Source organism: Halobacillus sp. Marseille-P3879 (genome assembly GCF_900240285.1).
Classification (GTDB): Bacteria; Bacillota; Bacilli; order Bacillales; family Halobacillaceae; genus Halobacillus_A.
Genome location: NZ_OESS01000003.1, coordinates 15,427 through 38,425 on the forward strand (window position 1 = coordinate 15,427; position 22,999 = coordinate 38,425).

The 22,999-nt window shown below is 41.0% G+C and carries 21 protein-coding genes, 1 pseudogene and 1 other annotated feature; of the genes and pseudogenes, 17 read left to right on the forward strand and 5 right to left on the reverse strand.

Features of this window, described 5'->3' with window-relative positions:
* Nucleotides 1-49 precede the first annotated feature (49 nt).
* Nucleotides 50-841: an ABC transporter ATP-binding protein gene (locus C1A12_RS14745; RefSeq protein WP_101844981.1), complete on the forward strand. Its 792-nt coding sequence runs from the start codon at nt 50-52 to the stop codon at nt 839-841.
* A gap of 35 nt (nt 842-876) precedes the next feature.
* On the opposite strand, the gene C1A12_RS14750 is transcribed toward C1A12_RS14745, so the two are convergent.
* Nucleotides 877-2,817 carry an ABC-F family ATP-binding cassette domain-containing protein gene (locus tag C1A12_RS14750; protein ID WP_101844983.1) on the reverse strand — a complete coding sequence of 647 codons (1,941 nt, stop codon included), beginning with the start codon at nt 2,815-2,817 and terminating at the stop codon, nt 877-879.
* Between the two features lie 158 nt (nt 2,818-2,975).
* Here C1A12_RS14750 and moaC point away from each other — a divergent pair, with 158 nt between their 5' ends.
* The 3 genes from moaC to C1A12_RS14765 all read left to right on the forward strand — a co-directional run bounded on the left by moaC (nt 2,976) and on the right by C1A12_RS14765 (nt 5,771).
* Complete coding sequence (gene moaC / locus C1A12_RS14755) at nt 2,976-3,452, forward strand: cyclic pyranopterin monophosphate synthase MoaC (protein ID WP_101844984.1); 477 nt, start codon at nt 2,976-2,978, stop codon at nt 3,450-3,452.
* 24 nt (nt 3,453-3,476) lie between these two features.
* Nucleotides 3,477-4,130 carry a redox-sensing transcriptional repressor Rex gene (locus tag C1A12_RS14760; RefSeq protein ID WP_101844986.1) on the forward strand — a complete coding sequence of 218 codons (654 nt, stop codon included), beginning with the start codon at nt 3,477-3,479 and terminating at the stop codon, nt 4,128-4,130.
* A gap of 237 nt (nt 4,131-4,367) precedes the next feature.
* The gene (locus C1A12_RS14765) at nt 4,368-5,771 is read left to right on the forward strand and encodes an MDR family MFS transporter (RefSeq protein WP_101844988.1); all 1,404 of its coding nucleotides are present in this window, start codon (nt 4,368-4,370) and stop codon (nt 5,769-5,771) included.
* A gap of 16 nt (nt 5,772-5,787) precedes the next feature.
* On the opposite strand, the gene C1A12_RS14770 is transcribed toward C1A12_RS14765, so the two are convergent.
* From C1A12_RS14770 to C1A12_RS14780, 3 genes are read right to left on the reverse strand one after another with little or no spacing between them, the layout of a single operon-like run.
* The gene (locus tag C1A12_RS14770) at nt 5,788-6,354 is read right to left on the reverse strand and encodes a GNAT family N-acetyltransferase (protein WP_101844990.1); all 567 of its coding nucleotides are present in this window, start codon (nt 6,352-6,354) and stop codon (nt 5,788-5,790) included.
* A gap of 18 nt (nt 6,355-6,372) precedes the next feature.
* On the reverse strand, nt 6,373-6,582 hold the full coding sequence (locus C1A12_RS14775; RefSeq protein ID WP_101844992.1) for a YdiK family protein: 210 nt from the start codon (nt 6,580-6,582) through the stop codon (nt 6,373-6,375).
* A gap of 1 nt (nt 6,583) precedes the next feature.
* Nucleotides 6,584-7,294: a CPBP family intramembrane glutamic endopeptidase gene (locus tag C1A12_RS14780; RefSeq protein ID WP_101844994.1), complete on the reverse strand. Its 711-nt coding sequence runs from the start codon at nt 7,292-7,294 to the stop codon at nt 6,584-6,586.
* A gap of 262 nt (nt 7,295-7,556) precedes the next feature.
* Between C1A12_RS14780 and groES the strand changes: the two genes are divergently transcribed.
* The 12 genes and pseudogenes from groES to C1A12_RS14840 all read left to right on the forward strand — a co-directional run bounded on the left by groES (nt 7,557) and on the right by C1A12_RS14840 (nt 20,305).
* On the forward strand, nt 7,557-7,841 hold the full coding sequence (gene groES / locus C1A12_RS14785; RefSeq protein WP_101844996.1) for a co-chaperone GroES: 285 nt from the start codon (nt 7,557-7,559) through the stop codon (nt 7,839-7,841).
* A 57-nt stretch (nt 7,842-7,898) separates the two neighbouring features.
* Entirely contained in the window at nt 7,899-9,533 is a 1,635-nt protein-coding gene (gene groL, locus C1A12_RS14790; RefSeq protein WP_101844998.1) for a chaperonin GroEL, read from the forward strand.
* Nucleotides 9,534-10,175: 642 nt separating this feature from the next.
* A complete protein-coding gene (locus C1A12_RS14795; protein WP_200816617.1) occupies nt 10,176-10,637 on the forward strand; it encodes a GNAT family N-acetyltransferase in 462 nt (153 codons plus the stop codon).
* A 713-nt stretch (nt 10,638-11,350) separates the two neighbouring features.
* Nucleotides 11,351-11,577: pseudogene (locus C1A12_RS14805) on the forward strand (YciI family protein); the annotation flags it as partial.
* Nucleotides 11,578-12,462: 885 nt separating this feature from the next.
* Nucleotides 12,463-12,825, forward strand: a complete 363-nt coding sequence (locus tag C1A12_RS14810; RefSeq protein ID WP_101846461.1) for a MarR family transcriptional regulator — start codon at nt 12,463-12,465, stop codon at nt 12,823-12,825.
* Between the two features lie 13 nt (nt 12,826-12,838).
* Nucleotides 12,839-13,062: a binding site (T-box leader), on the forward strand.
* Between the two features lie 46 nt (nt 13,063-13,108).
* Entirely contained in the window at nt 13,109-14,353 is a 1,245-nt protein-coding gene (tyrS, locus tag C1A12_RS14815; RefSeq protein WP_101846463.1) for a tyrosine--tRNA ligase, read from the forward strand.
* Between the two features lie 721 nt (nt 14,354-15,074).
* A complete protein-coding gene (locus tag C1A12_RS14820; protein WP_101845004.1) occupies nt 15,075-15,827 on the forward strand; it encodes a fumarylacetoacetate hydrolase family protein in 753 nt (250 codons plus the stop codon).
* A 26-nt stretch (nt 15,828-15,853) separates the two neighbouring features.
* Entirely contained in the window at nt 15,854-16,591 is a 738-nt protein-coding gene (locus C1A12_RS14825; protein ID WP_101845006.1) for a fumarylacetoacetate hydrolase family protein, read from the forward strand.
* A 13-nt stretch (nt 16,592-16,604) separates the two neighbouring features.
* Nucleotides 16,605-16,985, forward strand: a complete 381-nt coding sequence (locus tag C1A12_RS14830; protein WP_101845008.1) for a 5-carboxymethyl-2-hydroxymuconate Delta-isomerase — start codon at nt 16,605-16,607, stop codon at nt 16,983-16,985.
* 97 nt (nt 16,986-17,082) lie between these two features.
* Nucleotides 17,083-18,525: an aldehyde dehydrogenase family protein gene (locus tag C1A12_RS14835; RefSeq protein ID WP_235001623.1), complete on the forward strand. Its 1,443-nt coding sequence runs from the start codon at nt 17,083-17,085 to the stop codon at nt 18,523-18,525.
* A gap of 71 nt (nt 18,526-18,596) precedes the next feature.
* Nucleotides 18,597-18,713, forward strand: coding sequence for a symporter small accessory protein (locus C1A12_RS21685; protein WP_373420472.1), 117 nt, complete (start codon nt 18,597-18,599; stop codon nt 18,711-18,713).
* Complete coding sequence (locus tag C1A12_RS14840) at nt 18,710-20,305, forward strand: sodium:solute symporter family protein (protein WP_101845010.1); 1,596 nt, start codon at nt 18,710-18,712, stop codon at nt 20,303-20,305. Before C1A12_RS21685 ends, C1A12_RS14840 begins: the two co-directional genes overlap by 4 nt.
* Before the next feature lie 18 nt (nt 20,306-20,323).
* On the opposite strand, the gene C1A12_RS14845 is transcribed toward C1A12_RS14840, so the two are convergent.
* Entirely contained in the window at nt 20,324-21,265 is a 942-nt protein-coding gene (locus C1A12_RS14845; protein ID WP_101845012.1) for a LysR family transcriptional regulator, read from the reverse strand.
* A gap of 195 nt (nt 21,266-21,460) precedes the next feature.
* On the opposite strand from C1A12_RS14845, the gene hpaE reads away from it, so the two are divergent.
* Nucleotides 21,461-22,981 carry a 5-carboxymethyl-2-hydroxymuconate semialdehyde dehydrogenase gene (gene hpaE / locus C1A12_RS14850; RefSeq protein WP_101845014.1) on the forward strand — a complete coding sequence of 507 codons (1,521 nt, stop codon included), beginning with the start codon at nt 21,461-21,463 and terminating at the stop codon, nt 22,979-22,981.
* The last annotated feature ends 18 nt before the right edge of the window (nt 22,982-22,999 follow it).

A 22,999-nucleotide genomic window follows, 5' to 3' on the forward strand; every position in this document is an offset into this window, starting at 1 on the left:
CTATTTTAATTAAACTAGACAGCTCAAGTATTAGAAGGGAGTCTTACATATGGTACTAGAGATGGAGAACGTGTCGATCAGACGGGGAGACAGCTGGATCTTGAAGGACATTAATTGGAAGGTGGAAAAAGGGGAGCATTGGGTGCTGCTTGGTCTGAATGGTTCAGGAAAAACATTTATGCTCAATCTGATGAATGCGTATACGTTTGCGACCAAAGGTAACGTCAATGTCCTCGGTCTGCAGTTTGGCCAAACCTATCTTGCTGAGAAGCTGCGGCGGCAAATCGGGTTTGTATCTTCAGCAATTCAACAGAAGATCCATCAGGGGGATAACGCGTTTGAAGTCGTCCTAAGCGGAGCCTTTGCGTCGATCGGCCTGTATGAAAAACCGACAGACGAAATTAGGCAGAAGGCTATTTCCCTCCTTGAAGATCTTGGCTGCATAGAGTACGCCAACCGGGAATATGAAACGTTGTCTCAAGGGGAACGACAGCGTGTACTCATTGCCCGGGCACTAATGGCAGATCCTAAGCTGCTCATTCTTGATGAGCCGACCAATGGGCTCGATTTTATAGCCCGTGAACGATTGCTTGAAGCGATTGAAGATCTGGCAAAGAAACCAGACGCACCTACCATTATTTATGTGACCCATCACGTTGAAGAAGTTTTACCCGTGTTTCAGAAAACGCTGCTGCTGAAAGAAGGAGAAGTATTTGGCTCAGGCGATACTAAAGAAATGATATCAACCCGGCAGCTTACTCAGTTTTTTGACCTCCCAGTTGAGGTAAGCTGGCATAACGATCGGCCTTCTCTTTCTAAGGTGCAGATGGCGAAAAAGTAAAAAAGTTCAGCGTGATGTTCACGCTGAACTTTTCGTTATGAATCGAGACTTTCCCACTCTTCGAGCAATGCTTCCATCTTTTCCTGCAATTGTTCATTTTCTTCTGTAAGTTCAAGCGACTTCTCATGATCCTGGAAGACTTCAGGCTCACATAAGCGCGCATCATTTTCTTCGACTTTCGCTTCAAGCTGTTCAATTTCCTGCTCGATTTCTGCGATGCGGCGTTTACGTCTGCGTGCTTCGCTTTTTTGTGCTTTATCCTGCTGGAAGCTGTTTTTTACGTCCTGCTCCTGCGTCTTTGTGGCCGCAGCCTGTTCCGCAAGCTCGGCTTCCTCGATCTCCCTTAGCTCACGTTCTTCCTGCTTCTTATGAAGATAATAGTCGTAGTCACCGAGGAAGACGCGCGTTTCTTCAGGCTGCATTTCAACAATCTGTGTTGCGATTTTGTTAATGAAATAACGGTCGTGTGAAACGAAAAGAATCGTCCCCGGGTAATCAACAAGTGCAGATTCAAGCACTTCCTTGCTGTCTAAATCGAGATGGTTCGTCGGCTCATCCAGGATCAGCAGGTTGGCTTCCTGCATCATCAGTTTCGCGAGCGAAAGACGTGCTTTTTCGCCGCCGCTTAGCGCAGAGACCGGCTTTAATACATCTTCTCCTGTAAATAAAAAGTTTCCGAGAATCGTGCGGATGTCTTTTTCATTTTTCAATGGATAATCATCCCACAACTCGTTCAGCACGGTTTTTTTTGAGTTCAGCTTTGTCTGCTCCTGATCGTAGTAACCGATTTGAACATTCGTGCCGATCATTATATTGCCTTCGGCCGCCTTTAAGTCTCCAATAATCGTTTTTAAAAGCGTCGTTTTCCCGACACCGTTAGGTCCGACTAAAGCAAACGAATCGCCACGCTGTAAGTCAAATGAGAGCTGTTCGAACACATTGGCGGACGACTCATCGTAGCGAAACGCGAGGTCACGGATCTTCAGCACATCATTTCCGCTTTTCTTCGCAGTCTGAAAACTGAAGCTTGCAGACTTCTGATCGGCTTTTGGTTTATCGAGCTTATCCATTTTCTCCAGCTGCTTGCGCCGGCTTTGCGCACGTTTACTCGTCGTCGCCCGCACGATATTCTTTTGAATAAACTCTTCCATCTGCTTAATCTCGCTCTGCTGCTTTTCATAATGCTTCAGCTCAAGCTCATAATCTTCTTCTTTCTTCTTTAAATAGTCACTGTAGTTGCCGTGGTATTTCTTCGAGCCCTGGTGGGCGATCTCATAGACAGTATTGACGATCTTATCTAAGAAATAGCGGTCGTGTGAGACGATGACAACCGCACCCTCATAACCCTGTAAATACGTTTCAAGCCATGAAAGCGTATCGATATCCAGGTGGTTCGTCGGCTCGTCTAATATCAATACGTCCGGTTTTGTTAACAGCAGCTTACCAAGCGCCAGGCGTGTCTTTTGCCCACCGCTTAATGTCGCAATCGACGTGCTCCAATCGAAATCATGGAAGTTCAGTCCATTTAATACGGCTTTGATCTCAGCTTCATATTGATAGCCGCCTGCCATCTTAAAATAATCCTGCTTCTCATCGTATTTCGTAAGCAGCTGCTGATATTTATCCTGATCAGCAAGCAGGTCAGGGTCGGCCATGTCAGCTTCCATCTGTCTCAGTTCACGCTCAAGCTTCTGCAGATGAGCAAACACTTTATTCATTTCATCCCAAATTGAATCGTCTGACTGCAGTCCAGTGTTCTGCGCCAGGTAGCCCATCGAGACTTCTTTCGGTTTAAAAATGTCTCCCTCATCATGGCTCATTTCTCCCGCCATCATCTTAAGAAGCGTACTTTTACCGGCCCCATTTCGTCCCACAATTGCAATCCGGTCATTCATTTGTACATCCAGTTTAATATTTTTTAAAATTAACTCGGCGCCAAACCGTTTCGTTAATTGATTTAGTTGCATGAGAATCATGTCGTTTCACCTCAATGAAATAAGTGTATCTCACATTGGACGAGGCTAGCAAGGAGAGGTACTTAAGAGATTGTGAACGCTTTAACACTTTCGTTTGATTTTTTGATAAAATAAGAGTAGTGTTTGAGTAACTACCCGTGTAGCAAAGGAGTCACCGCATGTCTGAATTTACGCATTTCAATGAGCAGGGGCGGGCCCGTATGGTCGATATTTCCGAGAAGAAAGATTCCGTACGTACCGCGCTTGCTCATTCAAGTATTGAAGTAAATGAAACCATATATCATAAAATTACAAACGGCAGTATTGAGAAAGGGGACGTGCTTTCTGTCGCCCAGATCGCTGGGATTATGGCGGCAAAGAAGACACCCGACTTTATTCCAATGTGTCACCCACTTCCATTAAAAGGAATTGACGTTAACTTTGAGTGGGAGACGGAAGAGAACTACGTGCTGCACATTCTTGTATCAGTGAAAACGAAAGGAAGTACGGGTGTTGAAATGGAAGCACTAACCGCTGCATCTGCGACAGCTTTAACCGTTTACGACATGTGCAAAGCAGTCGATAAAGGCATGGTCATCGGACCGACCTATTTAGAAGAGAAAACAGGAGGGAAATCCGGCGACTTTAAACGATAAAGCCGTTAAGGGGAGGTTAAACCAATGGATGAAGAAAATGCAAAAATCCCACAGGCGACTGCAAAGCGCCTGCCATTATACTATCGGTTCATTAACAATCTCCATAGCCAGGGCAAGCTGAGAGTTTCCTCGAAAGAGCTGAGTGAAGCTGTCAAAGTCGATTCCGCAACGATTCGGCGCGATTTTTCTTACTTTGGAGCCTTAGGAAAAAAAGGCTATGGATATAACGTCGAGTACTTACTCTCGTTCTTCCGGAAGACGCTCGATCAGGACGAAACGACAAGCGTCGCCTTAATCGGAGTCGGGAACTTAGGAACTGCGTTTTTAAATTATAATTTTATGAAAAATAATAATACGAAAATTGAAGTGGCATTTGATGCGAGAAATGAACGGATCGGTCAGACAGTCGGCGGCGTGCCGATTAAGCATATCGATGACTTAGAGAAATATATGGAAGGAATATCTGTAGCGATTTTAACTGTTCCTTCTTCCGCCGCTCAGGGAATTGCCGACCGTTTGGTGAAGGCGGGGATCTCCGGCATATTGAATTTCACCCCGGCGCGTATTACCGTGCCCTCAAGCGTCCGTGTGCACCACATTGATTTAGCCGTCGAGCTGCAGGCGCTCGTGTATTTCTTAAAGCATTATCCTTTAGACGAAGAAGAGGACAACGAATAAGGTTGTTCTCTTTTTTATACTTTAATAATGTTTAACTTTGTTAAAGGGCTAATGTATAAGAAGACTTCAACTTCCGCCATTGGACATGGCGGAAACAATCAAACGATTTTGGAAAGCAGAAGACATTGCAGGTGATGTAGGGTATTTGCCTGATGAGCAGCAAACGATGTGATGTCAATTTATAGAAGTGATAAAATAAGGGTTATACAATAGTCCAGAGTAATGAAGGTGAGTACTTTGAAAAAAATACCGAGCAAATGGCTGGTCGTTCTATCCGTTTTATTCGGAACATTCACCGTCATTTTAAATAACAGTATGTTAAACCCGATCCTTCCGCGCTTCATTGAAGTATTTGATTCCAATGCCGTTTCGGTTGGCTGGATTTTAACCATATTTATGGTCTCCATGGGAATGACGATGCCGTTGACCGGCTATTTAGGCGATCGCTTTGGGAAGAAGAAAGTCTATATCACCGGGCTCTCTCTGTTTATCATTGGTTCGATCTCCGGTATCTTGTCTCAGACATTAAGCATGGTTATTATGTCACGAGCTGTGCAGGGGATGGCAGGCGGGATGATGATGCCGATTGCGATGGCGCTGATATTCAATTCATTTCCGCGTCATGAACGAGGATTGGCTGTCGGTGTATATGGTGTTGCCGCAATGGTGGCACCGGCGATTGGACCTACAATCGGTGGATTCATCATTCAGTTTCTCGAATGGCCATGGCTGTTCGCATTTAATATTCCGTTTGGTGTCCTTGGTCTTCTCTTATCAATAAGGTTCCTTGAGCCAACAGAAACCCACCCCGAGAAGAAGTTCGATTATCCCGGCTTCCTTATGATTACGCTCGGGATTGGGGCGGTCCTGCTTGCACTCGGCCGGGGACGAGAGCTTGACATGCTCCTCGACCCTTTCAACGTAACGCTTATCATTGCAGGTTTAGCTGCCATCGTGGTGTTTGTTTTCTATGAAAATCGTCAGAACGATCCGCTTCTGAACTTATCGGTATTTAAAGTGCCTACGTATTCTGTCTCAATTCTAGTTACATCAGCGGCTTCAATTGGTTTATTCTCCGGTATCTTTTTGCTGCCGCTGCTCATTCAAGTCGTCTACGGTTTAAATGAAGTCATGACAGGCCTTCTGTTTTTACCGGCCGCGGCAGCCAGCGGCATCTTCATGTCGATCGGCGGACGATTACTTGATAAAAAAGGTCCGCGCTATGTCGTGCCGCCTGGTCTCGCCATCATGGCTGCAGCTACGATCGGACTAGGCATGCTGCACGTCTCCACCCCATATTGGATGATCCTGCTGCTAAATACCGTGAGGGGGCTCGGCATGGGAATGGGGAATATGCCGGCTACAACTTCAGGGATGAACTCGATTCCTGAGCATCTCGTCGCACAAGGGTCAGCGATGAACAACATCATCCGGCAAATCTCATCATCTTTTGGTATCGTATTTTTTTCGATTTACTATGAAGTGCGGCGCGCACAGGTGGCAACAGCACCTGATATGGACATGCAGTCCGCTACATTGCAAACGTTAAACGAAGCATTTCTCGTTTCAGCCGCCGTTCTCTTAATTGCGCTGCCGTTCTCCTTTGTGTTAAAAGGCGTACAAGATGATAAGCAGGCATAAAAAAATGCTGAAGGAGCTACTCCAGCTCTTCTTCAGCATTTTTTTCTTTCTGCTCGCGCCACTCGCGTGCAAGCAGACCATAAATAAACATATCGTACGCTTCCCCGTCGCGTAGGATAAACTCACGCTGAGCACCTTCGTACGCAAAGCCGAGCTTTTCATACAGCCATAACGCCGGCTGATTGTACTCAAAGACTGTCAATTGCAGACGGTGAAGGTTCAGCTCATGGAAGGCGTAGTTGATTAACAGCTCCATCGCTTCACTTCCGTAGCCTTTTCCTTGAAGGTCAGCATCCCCAATTGCAATGCTGACCCAGCCATTACGCTGATTCCACAAGATGCTGTCAAGCTCCACGAAGCCAATGAACGTCTCCCCGTCACATATGGAGAAAAGAAAATCACTGTCGCTTTTATTCGCCTCATCGCGCCATTTCTTTAACGAATCATAAGAGCGCGGACGGGCAGCTGCGGCATCGAAGCGGCGCAGAAAAAGTGAGTGGTTGAACCATGATGAGATTTGTTCCAGATGCTCATCTGTCACAGGGCCGAGCCGAACACGGTGTCCGTGTAAGATGGCTTTCATAGCCTAAACCTCCTGTCCCTATTTCTTATTCTCATTCTTCTTCTGTTTAATCTTTAGGTGAATGTTGATTAAGCGAATCGTCACCGCAAAGTTAAATGTCGCAATCACAGCGGGGAACAGCGTCGGAAAATCCCAGATCGTATCAGAAGTCGGACGCGCCGCGATATACGTAAAGGCAACTCCCATAAAAAAGTAAATAGCCGCCATGGTAAGCGGAGAGGCTCTCATACTAGAACAACCCTCCTAATAAGATCGTCTGCAGCTCTTCCTGCATGCGGCGGATATCTTCCTCAGTATAGAACAGCTGGGTAATGACAACCATTGAGTTCATCGCCATATGAGCTATGATCGGTGTAATGATGCTCTTCGTTTTTACATATAGGAAGGCAAACACAACACCCATAGAGAAATACACCAGCATATGAAGGAAGTCAAAGTGAAACGCACCGAAGATGACAGAAGACAAGAGAACGGCAAGCAGGAAGTTCGTACGCTTATAAACCTGCCCGAAAATCACTTTACGAAAAATAATTTCTTCGGTTATGGGTGCGAACACAACGGGTAATAGAATGAACAGTGGTGATTCTCTAGCGATACTCATTAAATCCATTGTATTCTCAGATCCAGCAGGTATACCAAAAACCTTCGTTTCGATTGTAGCGGCAATTCCCTGTGCAAATAACGCCATGAACACACCTAGAATTGACCAGAGGACAATCTTCCCGGAACTTGAGCGCTCGCCGCGCAGCTGAGGATCGGTCATATCAGGTTTTAACAGACGCAATATAACAATCGTGGCAATGGTGAAGCTGATAATGGACCATACCGCAATTGCATCAGACTCACCGAGTCCAACCATAAGCATCAACGGCAGTCCAATAAAGGAAGACAGCTGAGCAATAATATATGTGATAATGATCCACCAATATCGTTTTGGCATGTGGCATAACTCCTTTTTAATTGGAAAAGCAGGGTGTTTCCATACTTTATGTATTTTATCATAATTTAAAAACAACCCCTAAGAATAAAGGCTTATAAAGGCTGCGGTAATTGTAGAAAAAAGTTGATAAAAAAATGATAGTTTCTACTTGAAAATCAAAAGTGAATTGATTATTATAAGAATTGTGTTAGCACTCGGGTGTATCGAGTGCTAACAAGCGACATGAATCGAAATATTAACCTGACTAAGGAGGGTGTCCTAATTGTTAAAGCCATTAGGTGATCGTATTGTTATTGAATTAGTAGAGGAAGAACAAACGACGGCAAGCGGAATCGTACTTCCGGACTCTGCCAAAGAGAAGCCGCAGGAAGGTAAAGTGATCGCGGTTGGTACAGGCCGTGTAACAGACAATGGAGAAAAGGTAGCACTTGAAGTAAGTGCTGGCGACCATGTCATTTACTCTAAGTTTGCTGGTACTGAAGTGAAGTACGAAGGCAACGAATACTTAATTATTCGCGAGAGCGATATTTTAGCAGTCGTTCAGTAAGACCTTAAGCACAATCAATTCTATCGATACGAATTTTGATAAGGAGGGCATTTTATTATGGCTAAAGAACTGAAGTTTAGTGAAGACGCACGCCGTGCCATGCTGCGTGGTGTAGATACATTGGCTGATGCCGTTAAAGTAACATTAGGACCAAAAGGACGTAACGTTGTTCTTGATAAGAAATTTGGTTCCCCGCTGATTACGAACGACGGGGTAACAATCGCGAAAGAAATCGAACTCGAAGACCACTTCGAAAACATGGGTGCACAGCTTGTGTCCGAAGTAGCTTCTAAAACTAACGACGTTGCTGGTGACGGTACAACCACTGCAACTGTTCTTGCACAGTCTATGATCCGTGAAGGACTTAAAAACGTAACTTCCGGAGCGAACCCAGTAGGCATTCGCCGCGGAATTGAAAAAGCTACACAAGTCGCAACGGAAGAACTGCGCAAAATCTCTAAGCCAATTGAAGGCCGCGAGTCTATTTCTCAAGTAGCTTCCATTTCAGCTTCTGACGATGAAGTAGGTCAGTTGATTGCTGAAGCAATGGAGCGTGTAGGTAACGATGGTGTTATTACAATTGAAGAATCTAAAGGCTTCAACACAGAGCTTGAAGTTGTAGAAGGTATGCAGTTCGACCGCGGATACGCTTCCCCGTACATGGTCACTGACCAGGATAAGATGGAAGCCGTACTTGAAGACCCATACATTCTAATTACAGATAAGAAAATCAACAACATCCAGGAAGTTCTGCCTGTGCTTGAGCAGGTTGTACAACAGTCCAAGCCACTTCTATTGATCTCTGAAGACGTAGAAGGCGAAGCGTTAGCGACACTCGTTGTAAACAAACTTCGTGGAACATTCAACGCCGTATCCGTTAAAGCACCAGGCTTTGGCGATCGTCGTAAAGCAATGCTAGAAGATATTGCAGCCTTAACAGGCGGTCAAGTCATTACAGAAGACCTTGGTCTTGATCTGAAGAATACCACACTTGATCAATTAGGACGCGCTTCTAAAGCCGTCATTACAAAAGAACACACAACAATCGTTGAAGGTGCCGGAAACCCAGAGCAAATCGCATCACGCGTTTCTCAAATCCGTGCACAAGCAGAAGAAACAACTTCTGAATTCGACAAAGAAAAACTACAAGAGCGCTTAGCTAAGCTTTCAGGCGGGGTTGCCGTTATTAAAGTCGGTGCTGCAACTGAAACAGAGCTGAAAGAGCGTAAACTACGCATTGAAGACGCCCTGAACTCTACTCGAGCAGCAGTAGAAGAAGGCATCGTAGCAGGCGGCGGTACAGCCCTTGTAAACATTATCAAGTCTGTAGAAGGCCTTGGCCTTGTTGACGATGAAGCAACAGGTGCAAGCATCGTTCTACGCGCCCTTGAAGAGCCAGTACGTCAAATCGTACACAATGCTGGACAAGAAGGATCCATCATTGTTGAGCGCTTGAAAGGCGAAGCTGTAGGCGTTGGCTTCAATGCAGCCACAGGCGAATGGGTGAACATGGTAGAACAGGGTATCGTAGACCCAACCAAAGTTACTCGTTCCGCACTTCAAAACGCAGCGTCCGTAGCGGCTATGTTCCTAACTACTGAAGCAGTAGTTGCAGACCTTCCTGAAGAAGAAGGTTCTGGCGGCGGTATGCCTGACATGGGCGGCATGGGTGGAATGGGCGGCATGATGTGATAGCCCCCAAAACCCTTTCAACATAGGGTTTGAGAACAATTTGACTGGATTTTGACTGGTTTTAAAAATCGTTTACTAAATCTACTGGCCTCTCATGAGTTCATAAACTTTTGAGAGGCTTTTTTTATTCATAAATATGAGCCGGAAGGATGTTTTCACTATGATTAATAATTTGGAGATGTTTACGGAAGAAGAACGAACGAGGGGCTTTCTTTTTTTGTGTCCCCAGCTGCCTAGGATTGAAAGAATGTTTTGCATGTGAGACACTTACTAAAACTTTCTCTACCCCTAAATGAAGAGATATTTCCCCATGGTGTCTCGTCGTTAGCCTGGGAATAATTTAGCCTATCGTCTCTTTTTTGTAATCTCTAAGATTTTTTATATTATGCTTAGCGTACGTTTTCCGCGTTTTGCTGGTTGTACCCCTTATATAGCAGCTTTAACAACGTTAATATTCCCCACAAAAAAGACAACCGCAACAACCTGCGATCGCCTTACTTTGATCTGTTTTTTCTCTTTTCAATTTCCTGTTTGATTATCGGTATCCTTTTTCTTTAACCGCTTTTTTCACTTTAGGATTATTCCGCAGTTTTGCAACCTTAGCCAGTAAACTACAAAGGGGGAATTTTGGTGAGCTATATAATGCTTCGAAACGTAATTGAAGATGATCTTCCGGTTTTTTTTAAACACCAACAGGATCGGGATGCAAATCACATGGCGGCATTTACAAGTAAGGACCCGGGGGATTGGAACAGCTTCTTAACCCACTGGAATAAAATTCTGACGGATAAAGACATCATCAAGCAAACGATCACTGTTCAAAATAAGGTTGCTGGAAATATTCTATGTTTTGAACAGTTCGGCGTACCAGGGGTTAGCTACTGGATAGGAAAAGAATATTGGGGCAAAGGAATCGCTACCAGTGCCTTAAGGGAATTTTTAAAACACGTTACCATCCGTCCACTTTATGCTCGTGTTGCCAAAGACAACATTAGGTCACTCAAGGTTCTGGATAAATGTGGTTTTAGAATCTCTGGCGAAGATAGTGGTTTTTCTAACGCACGTGGTGAAGATGTCGAAGAATTTGTTCTTACACTTGAATAAAGATTATTTACAGTGTGTCAGTAAGTTACTGTGAGACTTGGTTTTAAAAATATTTTAAAAAACATAGTTTATTCTGTTAAAGGGTGTAATTAAAGAAAATTGAATTACACCCTTTGTTCCATTTTAGGGAAATATTGGCTAATACGAAGGATCGCTTTTTTTAACGTGAAAGGATAATTGAAAGCGAAGTTTTTATTATCTTTGCTTTTAAAATCCTATCAGGCATACTTGCATCATAAAGCAGGTACGTCTTTATAGTAATGACATTTCGTCCACTTTAGTTATTATTTCATAACCTCGTACTCCAGCTTCATTGCATCACTATTTCCATAAACTTCAGTATTTAAGAGTTTTAAACCGTTCTTTATTATTATGTTGATAGCCACTCCCAAGTTAAAAGTAACCCAAGCTCTCCTGTTACCTCCCAAAGATACGTCTTTTGCGTATGCAATAAATATATACATCCACCTTGTATTTCACGGACACTAGAGAGTTGCTGTGTTGGCTTCAACCAATTCGATTGTGTGATTCTCACATTTTTATTAATTGAAAGGAATTTTGCTTCCCGCCCAAGAAAGTGTTAGGGAGACCAAAAAAATTAAATTATTGTCGATTCAGTAAAGGTTAGTTCGTCGTATATATAGAAGCGGAATTACCCGAATGAATGTTACAAGGGTTAACAAAGCTTCAAAAAATAAAGGAGGTAAACACATATGAGATTTATGATCATTGTCAAGGCTACAACAGATTCAGAAGAGAAGGTTATGCCGAGTGAGGAACTTTATAGTGCCATGCAAAAGTACCATGAAGAATTGAGAGAGCTGGTGTTTTGCTCGATAGGGCTGGGCTGCAGCCTAGCTCAAGCGGAATACGGCTTTCCTATCCAATACCTGGAGAAAAACCGAAAGTCATTGATGGTCCGTTTACGGAAGCTGAAAAGGAGCTTTTATTGAACCGGGTAAATGATTGTGAGTCCTAAAGCATTGAATTAACTTTCTTCGCCTTGTCGATTGTAGCGTTCCTCGTTCGTCGCTTCAAAAGTCATCTTCCGACAAGTAGGAATTAAAGATTCTTTTCTTCTAGTCTGAAATATAGGAGAAGTTTTGGTGACTGGATAATTACTGGATACTGTCCATAAAGTATTAAAACTTATTGTGTTTAATTAATTTAGTTACTAAGGAAAACCTTGGTATAATAAGGTTCTACAAGATCTGTTATGGTATATATAGCTAAGCAAGTGAATGGGCGGCATGATGTGATAGCGCCCAAAACCCTTTCAACATAGGGTTTGAGAACAATTTGACTGGATTTTGACCGGTTTTTTAAAAAGTGCTACAAAATTTAACAAAAACTCTAGAGGATACTGCATGTAGTGGATATTTATCCCTGCGATCTTTGGCTTTTGGAAAAAGTCATTTCAAATAAAGCCTTTGGAGTTGCTTATGGACGAGGATACGGATCCTCTATGAAGAGTAATTGTGTAAAATGGATATTATTTATCATGCTCGTATTATTTGTGAGTTTGAAATTTTAGGGTATGTAACAAGAAAGAATAGTAAAAGAGAGAAAAAATGGGAATTACTATAATGCGCTTGAATATTGCAAAGGTATATTTTTTTTGGTAATATCGTTTCATAGCTAACGATTATGAAAATTAAAAGGGAGGTTTGTTGTTATTCATTCATTTAATGAGGATGGGGAGTTATTACCTGATGAGAAGGATACGATCAATCTCTTAGCTAAACTTCCTTTGGATTCACTTGACTTAGATGCTATTTCAGTTGTTACGAATATTTATAAAGTTGCGCAAGGACTAAGAAATAAAATGGAACGTGAAGTTTTATCAGAGTTTGGGTTATCGTGGACATCCTTTTCATTGCTTTATGATTTGTGGATCTGGAAATCGATAGAAACAAAAAAGTTAGCAAAATCAGCAGGAGTTACAAAAGCTACTATAAGCAATATTACAAAAACAATGGAACGAAGAGAGCTTTGTTTTCGAAAAAGGGATAACAGAGATAGACGGATTACTTACGTAAAGATAACAGATAAAGGAAAAAAAGTAATGGAGAAGTTATATCCGCATTTTCATAAGAGTGAAGTAGATATTGTTTCAACATTAACTTTAGATGAACAAAGAAACATTTCGAAGTTACTAAGAAAGGTAATTATAGAGAATGATTTTTAAACAATTTAATAGTTAAAAAGCGAGGACAGGAAAGACAGTAGTAGTTATCTCACTGTATTCAGAGAGTCGATGGGTGGTGTGAATCGACGCAAAGGTAATACGAATTACATTCCTTGAGCTTTCTTTGTGCATTAAAATGTAGCAAAGAACGGACGAACCGTTAATCATAGAGTGGGAGGATTAAATGATCCTTCAATTAGGGTGGTACCGCGTGAAAAAGTTAACCACGTCCCTTTTTCTTAGGGATGTGGTTTTTTTATATTTAAATTTAGGAGGAAGAGGAATGAGTAATTTTCTAGAACAATTAAGCGAGGAACAACTAAAAGAAGTAAAGAGACAAATGAAAATCTATAGCCAGGGAGTTCAAGAAATTATTCCAACTGAAGAGTTAGAAAACAAGGTGGCAAAATCTATCATAGAGAATAAACCACTTAAGATAAAATTGGGTCTAGATCCTTCTGCTCCAGATGTACACCTTGGGCATACAGTTGTTCTAAACAAGATGAGGCAGTTTCAGGAGAATGGTCACATAATCCAACTCATTATAGGAGACTTCACGGGAAAAATCGGTGATCCAACAGGTAAATCAGTGGCAAGGAAACAATTAACGGATGAAGAAGTAAAGCATAATGCGGAAACATACTTCGAACAATTTGGAAAGGTAATTGATATGGAAAAGGTAGAGCTTCATTATAATTCCAAATGGTTATCTCAATTAAATTTTGAAGATGTTATCCAGCTTGCAGGAAAAATAACGGTAGCACGTCTATTAGAACGAGATGACTATGAAGAGCGTATGGCTATGGGCAAAGCTATTTCCTTACACGAATTCTTTTACCCTTTAATGCAAGGTTATGATTCTGTCATGTTAGAATGCGATATAGAGCTGGGTGGAACAGACCAGCATTTCAATATTTTAATGGGAAGGCATTTTCAAGAGAGATTCGGGAAAGAAAAACAAGTAGCATTGTTAATGCCACTATTAGAGGGGCTTGATGGTGTTGAAAAGATGTCTAAGTCCAAGAAAAACTATATTGGTATTTATGAGAGTCCACAAGAAATGTTTGGGAAAACTATGTCTGTTCCAGATGAATTAATGATTAAATACTTCGAATTGGTAACAGATTTTACTCCAGAACAAATACAAAAAGTAAAAGAGGATCTAAAATCCGGTGTATTGCATCCAAGAGATGCTAAAATGCTGCTTGGTAAGACAATTGTTAGAATGTACCATGGCATTGAAGCGGCAGAGCAAGCAGAACATCATTTTGTTTCGGTCTTCCAAACAGGTTCTATGCCTGATGATATTCCAGTAATAGAGTGGGAAGGAAATAAGGAAGTATCAATCGTTGAGCTGTTGGTTGATTTGCAAATTTTAAATTCTAAAAGTGAAGCGAGAAAAATGATTAAAAATAATGGCGTTAAAGTAAATGGAAATAAGGTAGAAGACCCATATTTACACCTTGCAATCACTGACGGATTAATTGTTCAGGTAGGTAAACGTAAATTTGTAAAATTGAAATTATAATGTAAAAAATAACCACTAGATAAGGATGGTAATTATACAGTTTTAAAAATAAGGACTGGGTATTATTTGGAGTAGGAATTGACCTTCAAGATTCGAACTCAACGGACAGAGGAAAATATTAATTTCACATGGTTATTTTCATTTAATTAATGGTTTAGGTAGATTTCAATTGAAATTGAAAGGTGGCTAACAATGCATTCTCTATCGGATGTCAAGTTTTTTTAAAATTAACGGTACGATCACACGAATAGCGCCTATAGGGACTCTGAAAAAATCTAAAGTTTATAAAATGTAAAAAGAGTGGGAGTAGTTGCTCCCACTCTTTTTATGCTTTTTTAGACCTTTCAATTAACTAAGATAAGTATATTGAAAGTGTTTATTTAAGTAATAGCCAGAAGGAGGAGCTCTCAAATAGCGTAATTGTTAGGAAGTTGGGGGGATTCTTTTGGATTGAAGTCTCTCCAAACAAGAGTACTTTTTTGCTTTTTCCTTTCCATTCCTTCGCAATCGTTTATATTCTTCTTCTACTTTAGATTGGCTTAAAAACAAAGCAATTAGACTCCACAAACAATAGGTTTAACTGTGGGTACTGCAGTTGTATATTTTTTTAATATGATAAACGTATATTATAGATATTTTAAATATGAATGTGTGGGTGTTAGTTTAATATCAGATACTTCTGAAAATATAAAAAAAGAAAAACTTAAGAGGAGTGTATTTTATGCCATATGCTAAAGCTGTTTTTGGAGGAGCAATACAAGAGTCAAGAATTGAACTTCCATCTTCTAACTTCAAAGCCACATCAGATGATCACAATGATATAGAAGGTTTTTGGAACCCACCGATCACTGGGACGATTTACGGTACTCTATTAAACTATCGTGGAAGTCTAGAGGACATGGGAAGTGCCCTTCATAACGATCCTTATAAATCACCCCCAAAAGCCCCTGTTCTTTATATTAAACCAAGGAACACCTTGGTAGGCCATAAAGGGATTATTCCAATACCTGAAGATACCGACGAATTAGCGGTTGGCGCAAGTATTGGGATTGTGATCAGTAAAAAAGCCACTCAAATCACACAAGAAAATGCGGAGGATTATATAGAGGGATATACGATTATTAACGATATAAGCATTCCCCATTCAAGCGTTTTTCGGCCAGCTATCAAAGAAAAAGCACGAAACGGATTTTGTCCTGTTGGCCCATGGGTGATGGAGAAAGACGCTATAGACAATATAAATGATATTGAAACTAAAGTTTTCATTAACAACGATCTTAAACAACAAAACACCACAAAGAACTTAGTTAGATCTGTGGAAGAATTGCTTCAAGATGTAACTGAATTCATGACATTAAATAAAGGTGATATATTAATGGTAGGAGTGTCAGAGAACCCTCCCATTGCAACCAAAAACGATAAAGTACGTATCGAAGTGGAAAACATCGGTGTATTAGAAAATACTATCCAATAATAGATAGAATGGGGAGGAATTTATACATGAAAACAGCACGTATAGCTTATCAAGGAGATATTCATTTCGCTAAATCGACAAAAAATGGGATTGAATTGGAAAATGGAAAGGCGGTGGGTGAAGAAGAAGTTGTTTGGCTTCCACCCATTGAGCCCCAAACCTGCTTTGCATTAGGGCTTAATTATTTTGATCATGCTAGTGAGTTATCTTTCGAAGCACCTGAAGAGCCACTAGTTTTTTTAAAAGGACCTAACACCTTCATCGGTCATCGTGGTTTTACCCGCAGACCGGCGGATGTCAGAAATATGCATTATGAATGTGAATTAGCTGTAGTGATTGGAAAACAAGCAGAGAAAGTTTCCAAAGAAAATGCGTTGGAATATGTATCAGGGTATACCATTGCTAATGATTATGCATTTAGAGATTATTTGGAGAACTATTACCGACCTAACTTACGGGTTAAAAACAGAGATGACAGCACCCCATTAGGGCCCTGGTTGGTTGACGTAGAAGATATTGCCGACCCGATGGACCTCTCTCTGCGCACCTACGTTAATGGTGAAATTGTTCAAGAGGGATCGACGAAAGATATGATTTTTGATATTCCTTCTTTAATTGAGTATTTGAGTGGCTTTATGACGTTGAGCCCTGGAGACATTATTCTGACAGGTACTCCAAAAGGGACAATCGACACGAAGGTAGGGGATGAAGTAGTTACAGAAATTGAAGGTCTCGGAAAACTTACGAATACGATTATTGCCTAAGGGGGAGAGAGTCATGCCACACGTCATTTTAGAATATACAGACAACCTTTCATCTCATACCAACATTCAACTATTAGTGGAAAAAATTATCCAAGTATTGGCCAAAAAAAATGAAACATATCCGACCGGCGGAATCAGGGTTAGAGCATATGAAACCAATTATTACAGTATTGCGGATGGGAAAGAAGACGATGCATTTCTACATGCCATTGTAAAAATAGGAAAAGGACGAAGTGAAAAAGAAAAAGAAGAAACTTGTGAAGATGTTTTTTCTGTTATGACTTCTCACTTAAATGATTATTCCAATAACCATTACTTAGCATTATCACTTGAACTGATAGAGTTTCAACAAAGGACCTATAAATGGAACAATATACACGAAAGGTTCAAATAGACGGTATATCCATATTAGGCAATGATCAAGCTCCATGGATAACACATTTTAGACTATTACTTGAAAGCGTTTGCTATAAAATGAGGAGGTTACTATTTTGACAACTACCGATTCAATCAAAAAAGAAAAGCTTTTTATCAATGGACAGTGGACAGAAGGACACGACTATACAGACCTTATTTCCCCGTTTAGTGAAGAGTTGATTGCCGAAATACCAGTTGCTTCTTTAGAAGAAGTCAATGGAGCAATTGAAGCAGCATATACGGCCAAAAGCAAGATGAAATCCTTATCTGCATATGAACGTGCTGAAATTTTAGAAGAACTTGTTGTGCTTTTAAAGGAAGAAAAGGAAAGAGCAGCAGAAATTATTGCTTTGGAAGCAGCCAAGCCTATTTCTACTGCGAAAGGGGAGGTAGAACGAACAATACAAACCTATAAATTTGCTGCAGAAGAGGCTAAACGTAATCATGGAGAGATGGTATCCATGGATGCTTCTCCGGGTGGGAAAAATAGAATCGGTTATACCAAGTACGAACCCGTTGGTGTAGTCGGAGCTATTACCCCTTTTAACTTTCCGATGAATCTAGTCGCACATAAAGTTGGTCCGGCCATCGCTGCAGGAAATACCATAGTACTAAAGCCGGCATCTCAAACCCCATTATCTTCCTTTTTCCTAGCAGAATTGTTAGAAAGAGTAGGCCTTCCTAAAGGAGCACTTAATGTGGTTACAGGCAGAGGTAGCGTAGTAGGGAATGCCCTTGTAGAAGATGAGCGTATAAATATGATTACTTTTACCGGCAGTCCAGAGGTCGGAAAGGAAATTAAAAATAAAGCAGACTTGAAAAAAGTAACACTAGAATTAGGTTCTAATGCTGCACTGATAGTGGATAAAAGCACGGATATCCATTCTATTATTTCTAGATGTGTCACAGGTGCCTTCACGTTCCAAGGTCAAGTCTGTATTTCCTTACAACGTATTTATGTTCATGAAGATCTTTATGAAGAATTCTTACAAGCATTTGTGAAAGAAACTAAAAAGCTTAAACTTGGAGATCCTCTGGATGAAACCACTGACGTGTCTTCCTTAATTTCTCCATCTGAAGTCGATCGTGCCTTAATTTGGATCAATGAAGCAGTACATGAAGGCGCTAACATAGCAACTGGTGGAGAAAGAGAAGGCAACATGCTGAAACCTACAGTCCTGACAGATGTAAATTCTCATATGAAAGTATCTTGTCAGGAAGTATTTGCTCCAATTGTAATTATTGATAAAGTCTCATCCTTAGAAGAAGGGATTGAAAAAGTGAATGATTCTAAATACGGCCTGCAAGCTGGGATCTATACCGAATCTATTTCTGCAGCTTTAGAAAGTGCGGATCAGCTGGAAGTTGGTGGGGTAATCATCAATGATTTTCCAACTTTCCGGGTCGATAATATGCCTTATGGCGGGGTCAAGGAAAGCGGTACAGGTAAGGAAGGTGTGAAATATTCTTACGAAGAAATGTCTGAAATAAAATTTGTAGTTATAAACAAAAATTAACCATTATAATTGTTTATTTTCAATTATTGTCACAACAGAAATGTAAGCGTAAACAAAAAAGGAGGAATAGAATGATAGGGTTTGAAGACTTTTGGGTTGGATTCGTTTGGTTCGGAACCATCATAGCCCCTATTTTTTGTATAGTTTACGGTGCATTGATGTGGAATAGAGGGGGCGAGGAAGAATGAATTTGACGATTTTGATTCCCCTCCTGCTTATCTACATCGGTGTCATGTCAGCACTGGCTTATTATGGTTATAAAAAAACCGTCACCCAGGAAGATTATCTAATAGGAGGAAGAGATACCAACCCAATTATTATGGCCCTTTCCTATGGAGCTACATTCATTAGTACTTCCGCAATGGTTGGTTTCGGAGGAGTTGCTTCCGTTTATGGGATGGGATTACTATGGTTGGCATTCCTGAACATAGTTTTAGGTATATTTGTAGCATTTGCTATTTTTGGAAAACGGATAAGAAGAATGTCAAAAAAAATGAATGCTACCACTTTTTCTACTTTTCTTGGAAAATACTATGATTCTAATTTTATAACCACTTTTTCGGGTGTTATGATATTCATCTTTATGCCGGCTTACACTAGCATAGTACTAATCGGAGGAGGGAGATTCATTCAAGAAACGCTCTCTCTTAATTACAATATTGCTTTATTGTTAATTGCTTTAATAGTAGCTGTTTATGTCATTACCGGGGGAATCAAAGCAGTCATGTATACAGATGCCTTCGGGGCAATTATTATGTTGGTCGGCATGGCGATTTTCCTTGCTATCACCTATTACGCGGTGGGTGGTGTAGTGGATGGTCATAACGCGTTAAGAGCATTATCCACTATGGTACCTGAGGGAATGGTTGGCGATGGACATAATGGTTGGATGAGTATGCCTGATGTGGGATCTACCATATGGTGGACACTCGTGAGTTCACTGATCTTAGGAGTAGGTATTGGCGTTCTAGCACAGCCCCAGCTGGTCATGCGTTCGATGACCGTAAATAGTGATAAGTCCTTATATCGTTCCGTAATAGTAGGCGGTATTTTCATATTTTTTATGGCAGGTTCTGCTTATATGATTGGACCATTAAGTAATGTTTATTTCATGGAAACAACCGGACAACTGGCTATTGAAGCTGCAGGGGGAAATACCGACATAGTGATACCTAAGTTGATTAATTCATTAATGCCAGATTGGTTTGTCTATCTATTCACATTAAGTTTGATTTCTGCAACAATCTCTACGGTAAGCTCGTTAATCCATGTGCAAGCAGCAGCATTCAGTGAGGATATTTTGGGCACATTAGGATTTAAGGGACCCCTATGGAATAAAATAAATCCAGCGAAATTAGGGGTGATTATCGGGGTGATACTTGCCGTTCTGTTGGCTTATCTTCTTCCTGGTGGAGTTATTGCCCAGGCAACCGCGTTCTGGTTTGGGATTTGTGCTGCAGGATTTTTGCCTTCTCTCGTAGGGGCTATGTTTTGGAAAAAGGCTACCAAAAGAGGGGCTGAAGCCAGCATTATTGTCGGCTTTTTGACAAGTGTCTTAGGATTCTTATTTTTAAAAAGCTCCCAGTCTACAGCATTCGGTCTTTCACAAGCACTATTCGGAAAAGACTATCTGCTTCCTTATCCTTGGACGCATATCGATCCTTTGGTATATTCCCTTTCTTTATCAACACTAGTCTTTATAACGGTAAGTCTCAAAACAAAGTCTCAGGAAGAAATCCTGGAAAAGGATTGGCAACAAGAAAACGTCGCAGAGCAATAATAAAAGAACCGCAAGCTTCTATTCGGAAGCTTGCGGTTCTTTTATGTCAGGAATGGGTGTTACATTTAGATTTTCATTGAATTGGTCTTTTATTCTCTGAATAAACCGTTCAGAAGCTTTTGATAGATAGCGACCTTTATGCCAGATCAACACAGACTCAGCTTTGATGTTAATATCAGCAAATTGATAACTCTTCAGGTTACTGAAACTAAAAGCATGCAGAGTAGACGCGGGCACAATGGTGGCTCCCATCCCGCTTGAAACTAAAGAAAGGAGCATTGTTGGTTCTGGACATTCACAAACAATGCGAGGTTCTATCCCATGCGCTTGGATCTCATCCAAGATGAGCTCAAATTGGCCTTCCCCTTTAAGTCGGTGAAGCAGCATTAAAGGTATGTCTGTTAAGATATCAAACTCTACATATTCGCCGCTATGATCGAGTTCCCATGAATCCGGGACCACAAGGACATATGGTTCGGAAGGTAACGGAAAAATATCAAAATTTTCGGATTGTAAAGGTAAACGTACTACACCTAACTCAATCTCTCTGTTTCGAATCGCTTCTTCAAGGAAATAGGTATCGCCTTCACGAAGCTGATAAGTAATATTAGGATAATCAAGTGTAAACTGGCCGAAAACGGAACTCACAAAGGAAAAACATGTTTTGTTGGTCCCTATGTTTATCTTTCCTTGAACCCCTTCACTGGTTTCTTGAACTTCAGTCATAGATTCTTCAAATAAAGCTATTATATCTCCAGCTTTTTTATAAAGAATCTCTCCAGCTTTCGTCAATTCCAGCTTTCGACCTTGTCGATCAAATAATTTCATCTGTAATTCTTCTTCCATTAACTTAATTTGTTGACTTAAGGGTGGTTGAGACATATGTAGTTTTTCTGCCGCTTTGGTTACTTGTTTTTCCTCGGCTACAGTACGAAAGTAGCGTAACTGCTTGAGATCCAACGTGATTTCCACCTTTCTAACATATATCTAAAATATATAGTAAATAGATATTATAGATATTTTTAATATACTAATGCGTGTGATACTTTAAATATACAGAGTTAATTGAATTTTTACAAACTTTATTGAAAGGGGTTACAACATTGTCAGCTTAACAATGTTGTTTCCGAAACATTTTTAGAAGGAGGAAGAAATATGAGTAATGTCAATGTCGTACATAAAGTACGTCAAGAACTCCAAGAAAAAGTGAAAGATGTCAAATTATATATTGATGGAAAGTTCATAGTTGCTGAATCAAATGAACAATTTGACAATATCGAACCGTTCACCAATGCAAGAATTAACTCAGTTGCTTCTGGTGCAAGAACCGATATTGATAAGGCAGCTAAGGCAGCTAGAAAAGCATTTAAAGGGGAATGGGGAGGCTTACCGCAACAACAACGATTGGATTATATATATAAGATTGCCGATTCCATTGATCGCCACGTAGAAGAGCTGGCTCACCTGGAATCTTATGACACTGGATTGCCAATCTTCCTGACGAAAAAAATGGTAAGTCGTGCTTCTAAGAATTTCCGCTTTTATGCGGAAATGGTTTCCAGTCAAATGTACGGAGATGCCTATCAGGTTGACGATGAATTTTTAAACTATACCATTCGCAAACCAGTTGGTATTGCTGGTTTGATCACTCCATGGAATGCACCTTTCATGCTAGAAACTTGGAAAATAGCGCCCGCACTAGCAACCGGAAATACGGTGATCCTTAAGCCAGCGGAATGGTCGCCACTAACGGCGAACAAACTGGCGGAAATCATTGACGAAGAAGTCGATCTACCGGATGGCGTTTTCAATGTTGTCCACGGCTACGGAGAGACCGCCGGAGCTTCCCTGGTAGCTCATGAGGATGTCGAGCTCATTTCCTTTACTGGGGAAACGACTACAGGCTCAGAGATCATGAAAAATGGAGCGGATTCACTGAAACGTTTTTCCATGGAGCTTGGGGGAAAATCGCCGATTATCATATTCGATGATGCGGATTTAGACAGGGCTTTGGATGCCTGTACATGGGGGATATTCTCTTTCAACGGAGAACGGTGTACGGCGAATTCAAGATTATATGTCCATGAAGATATTGCTGAAGATTTTGTCAAAGCATTAAAAGAAAGGATAAGCAATATCAAAGTAGGCGATCCATTGGATGAAAAAACCGAAGTCGGACCGTTGATCCATACCAATCATTATAAAAACGTTAAAGGGTACATCGAACTAGCGGAACAGGAAGGATGCGAAGTCTTTCAAGGAAATGTTCCTGAAGAGCACAGTCAAGGTAATTATATTCCGCCTACGATTCTATTGAACGCTGATAATTCCATGAGAGTAGTTCAGGAAGAGGTTTTTGGTCCAGTACTTACAGTTATGACTTTCAAAGAGGAAGAGGAAGTTATTGAAAAGGCAAATGATGTCCGTTACGGATTGGCTGGTTATGTTTGGACGAAAGACATCCAACGGGGCCATCGGGTATCACAAGCGGTAGATGCCGGTATGCTCTGGATCAATTCACAGAATGTTCGGGATCTGCGCACACCGTTTGGTGGTTCTAAGCATAGTGGAATTGGCCGTGAAGGCGGTTACTACGCTTTTGAATTCTATACCGAAATGCAAGTCATTCACGTAGCTATTGGAGAACACAGAATTCCACAATTCGGTAAAAATTAATTTTATAAGGAGGAATAT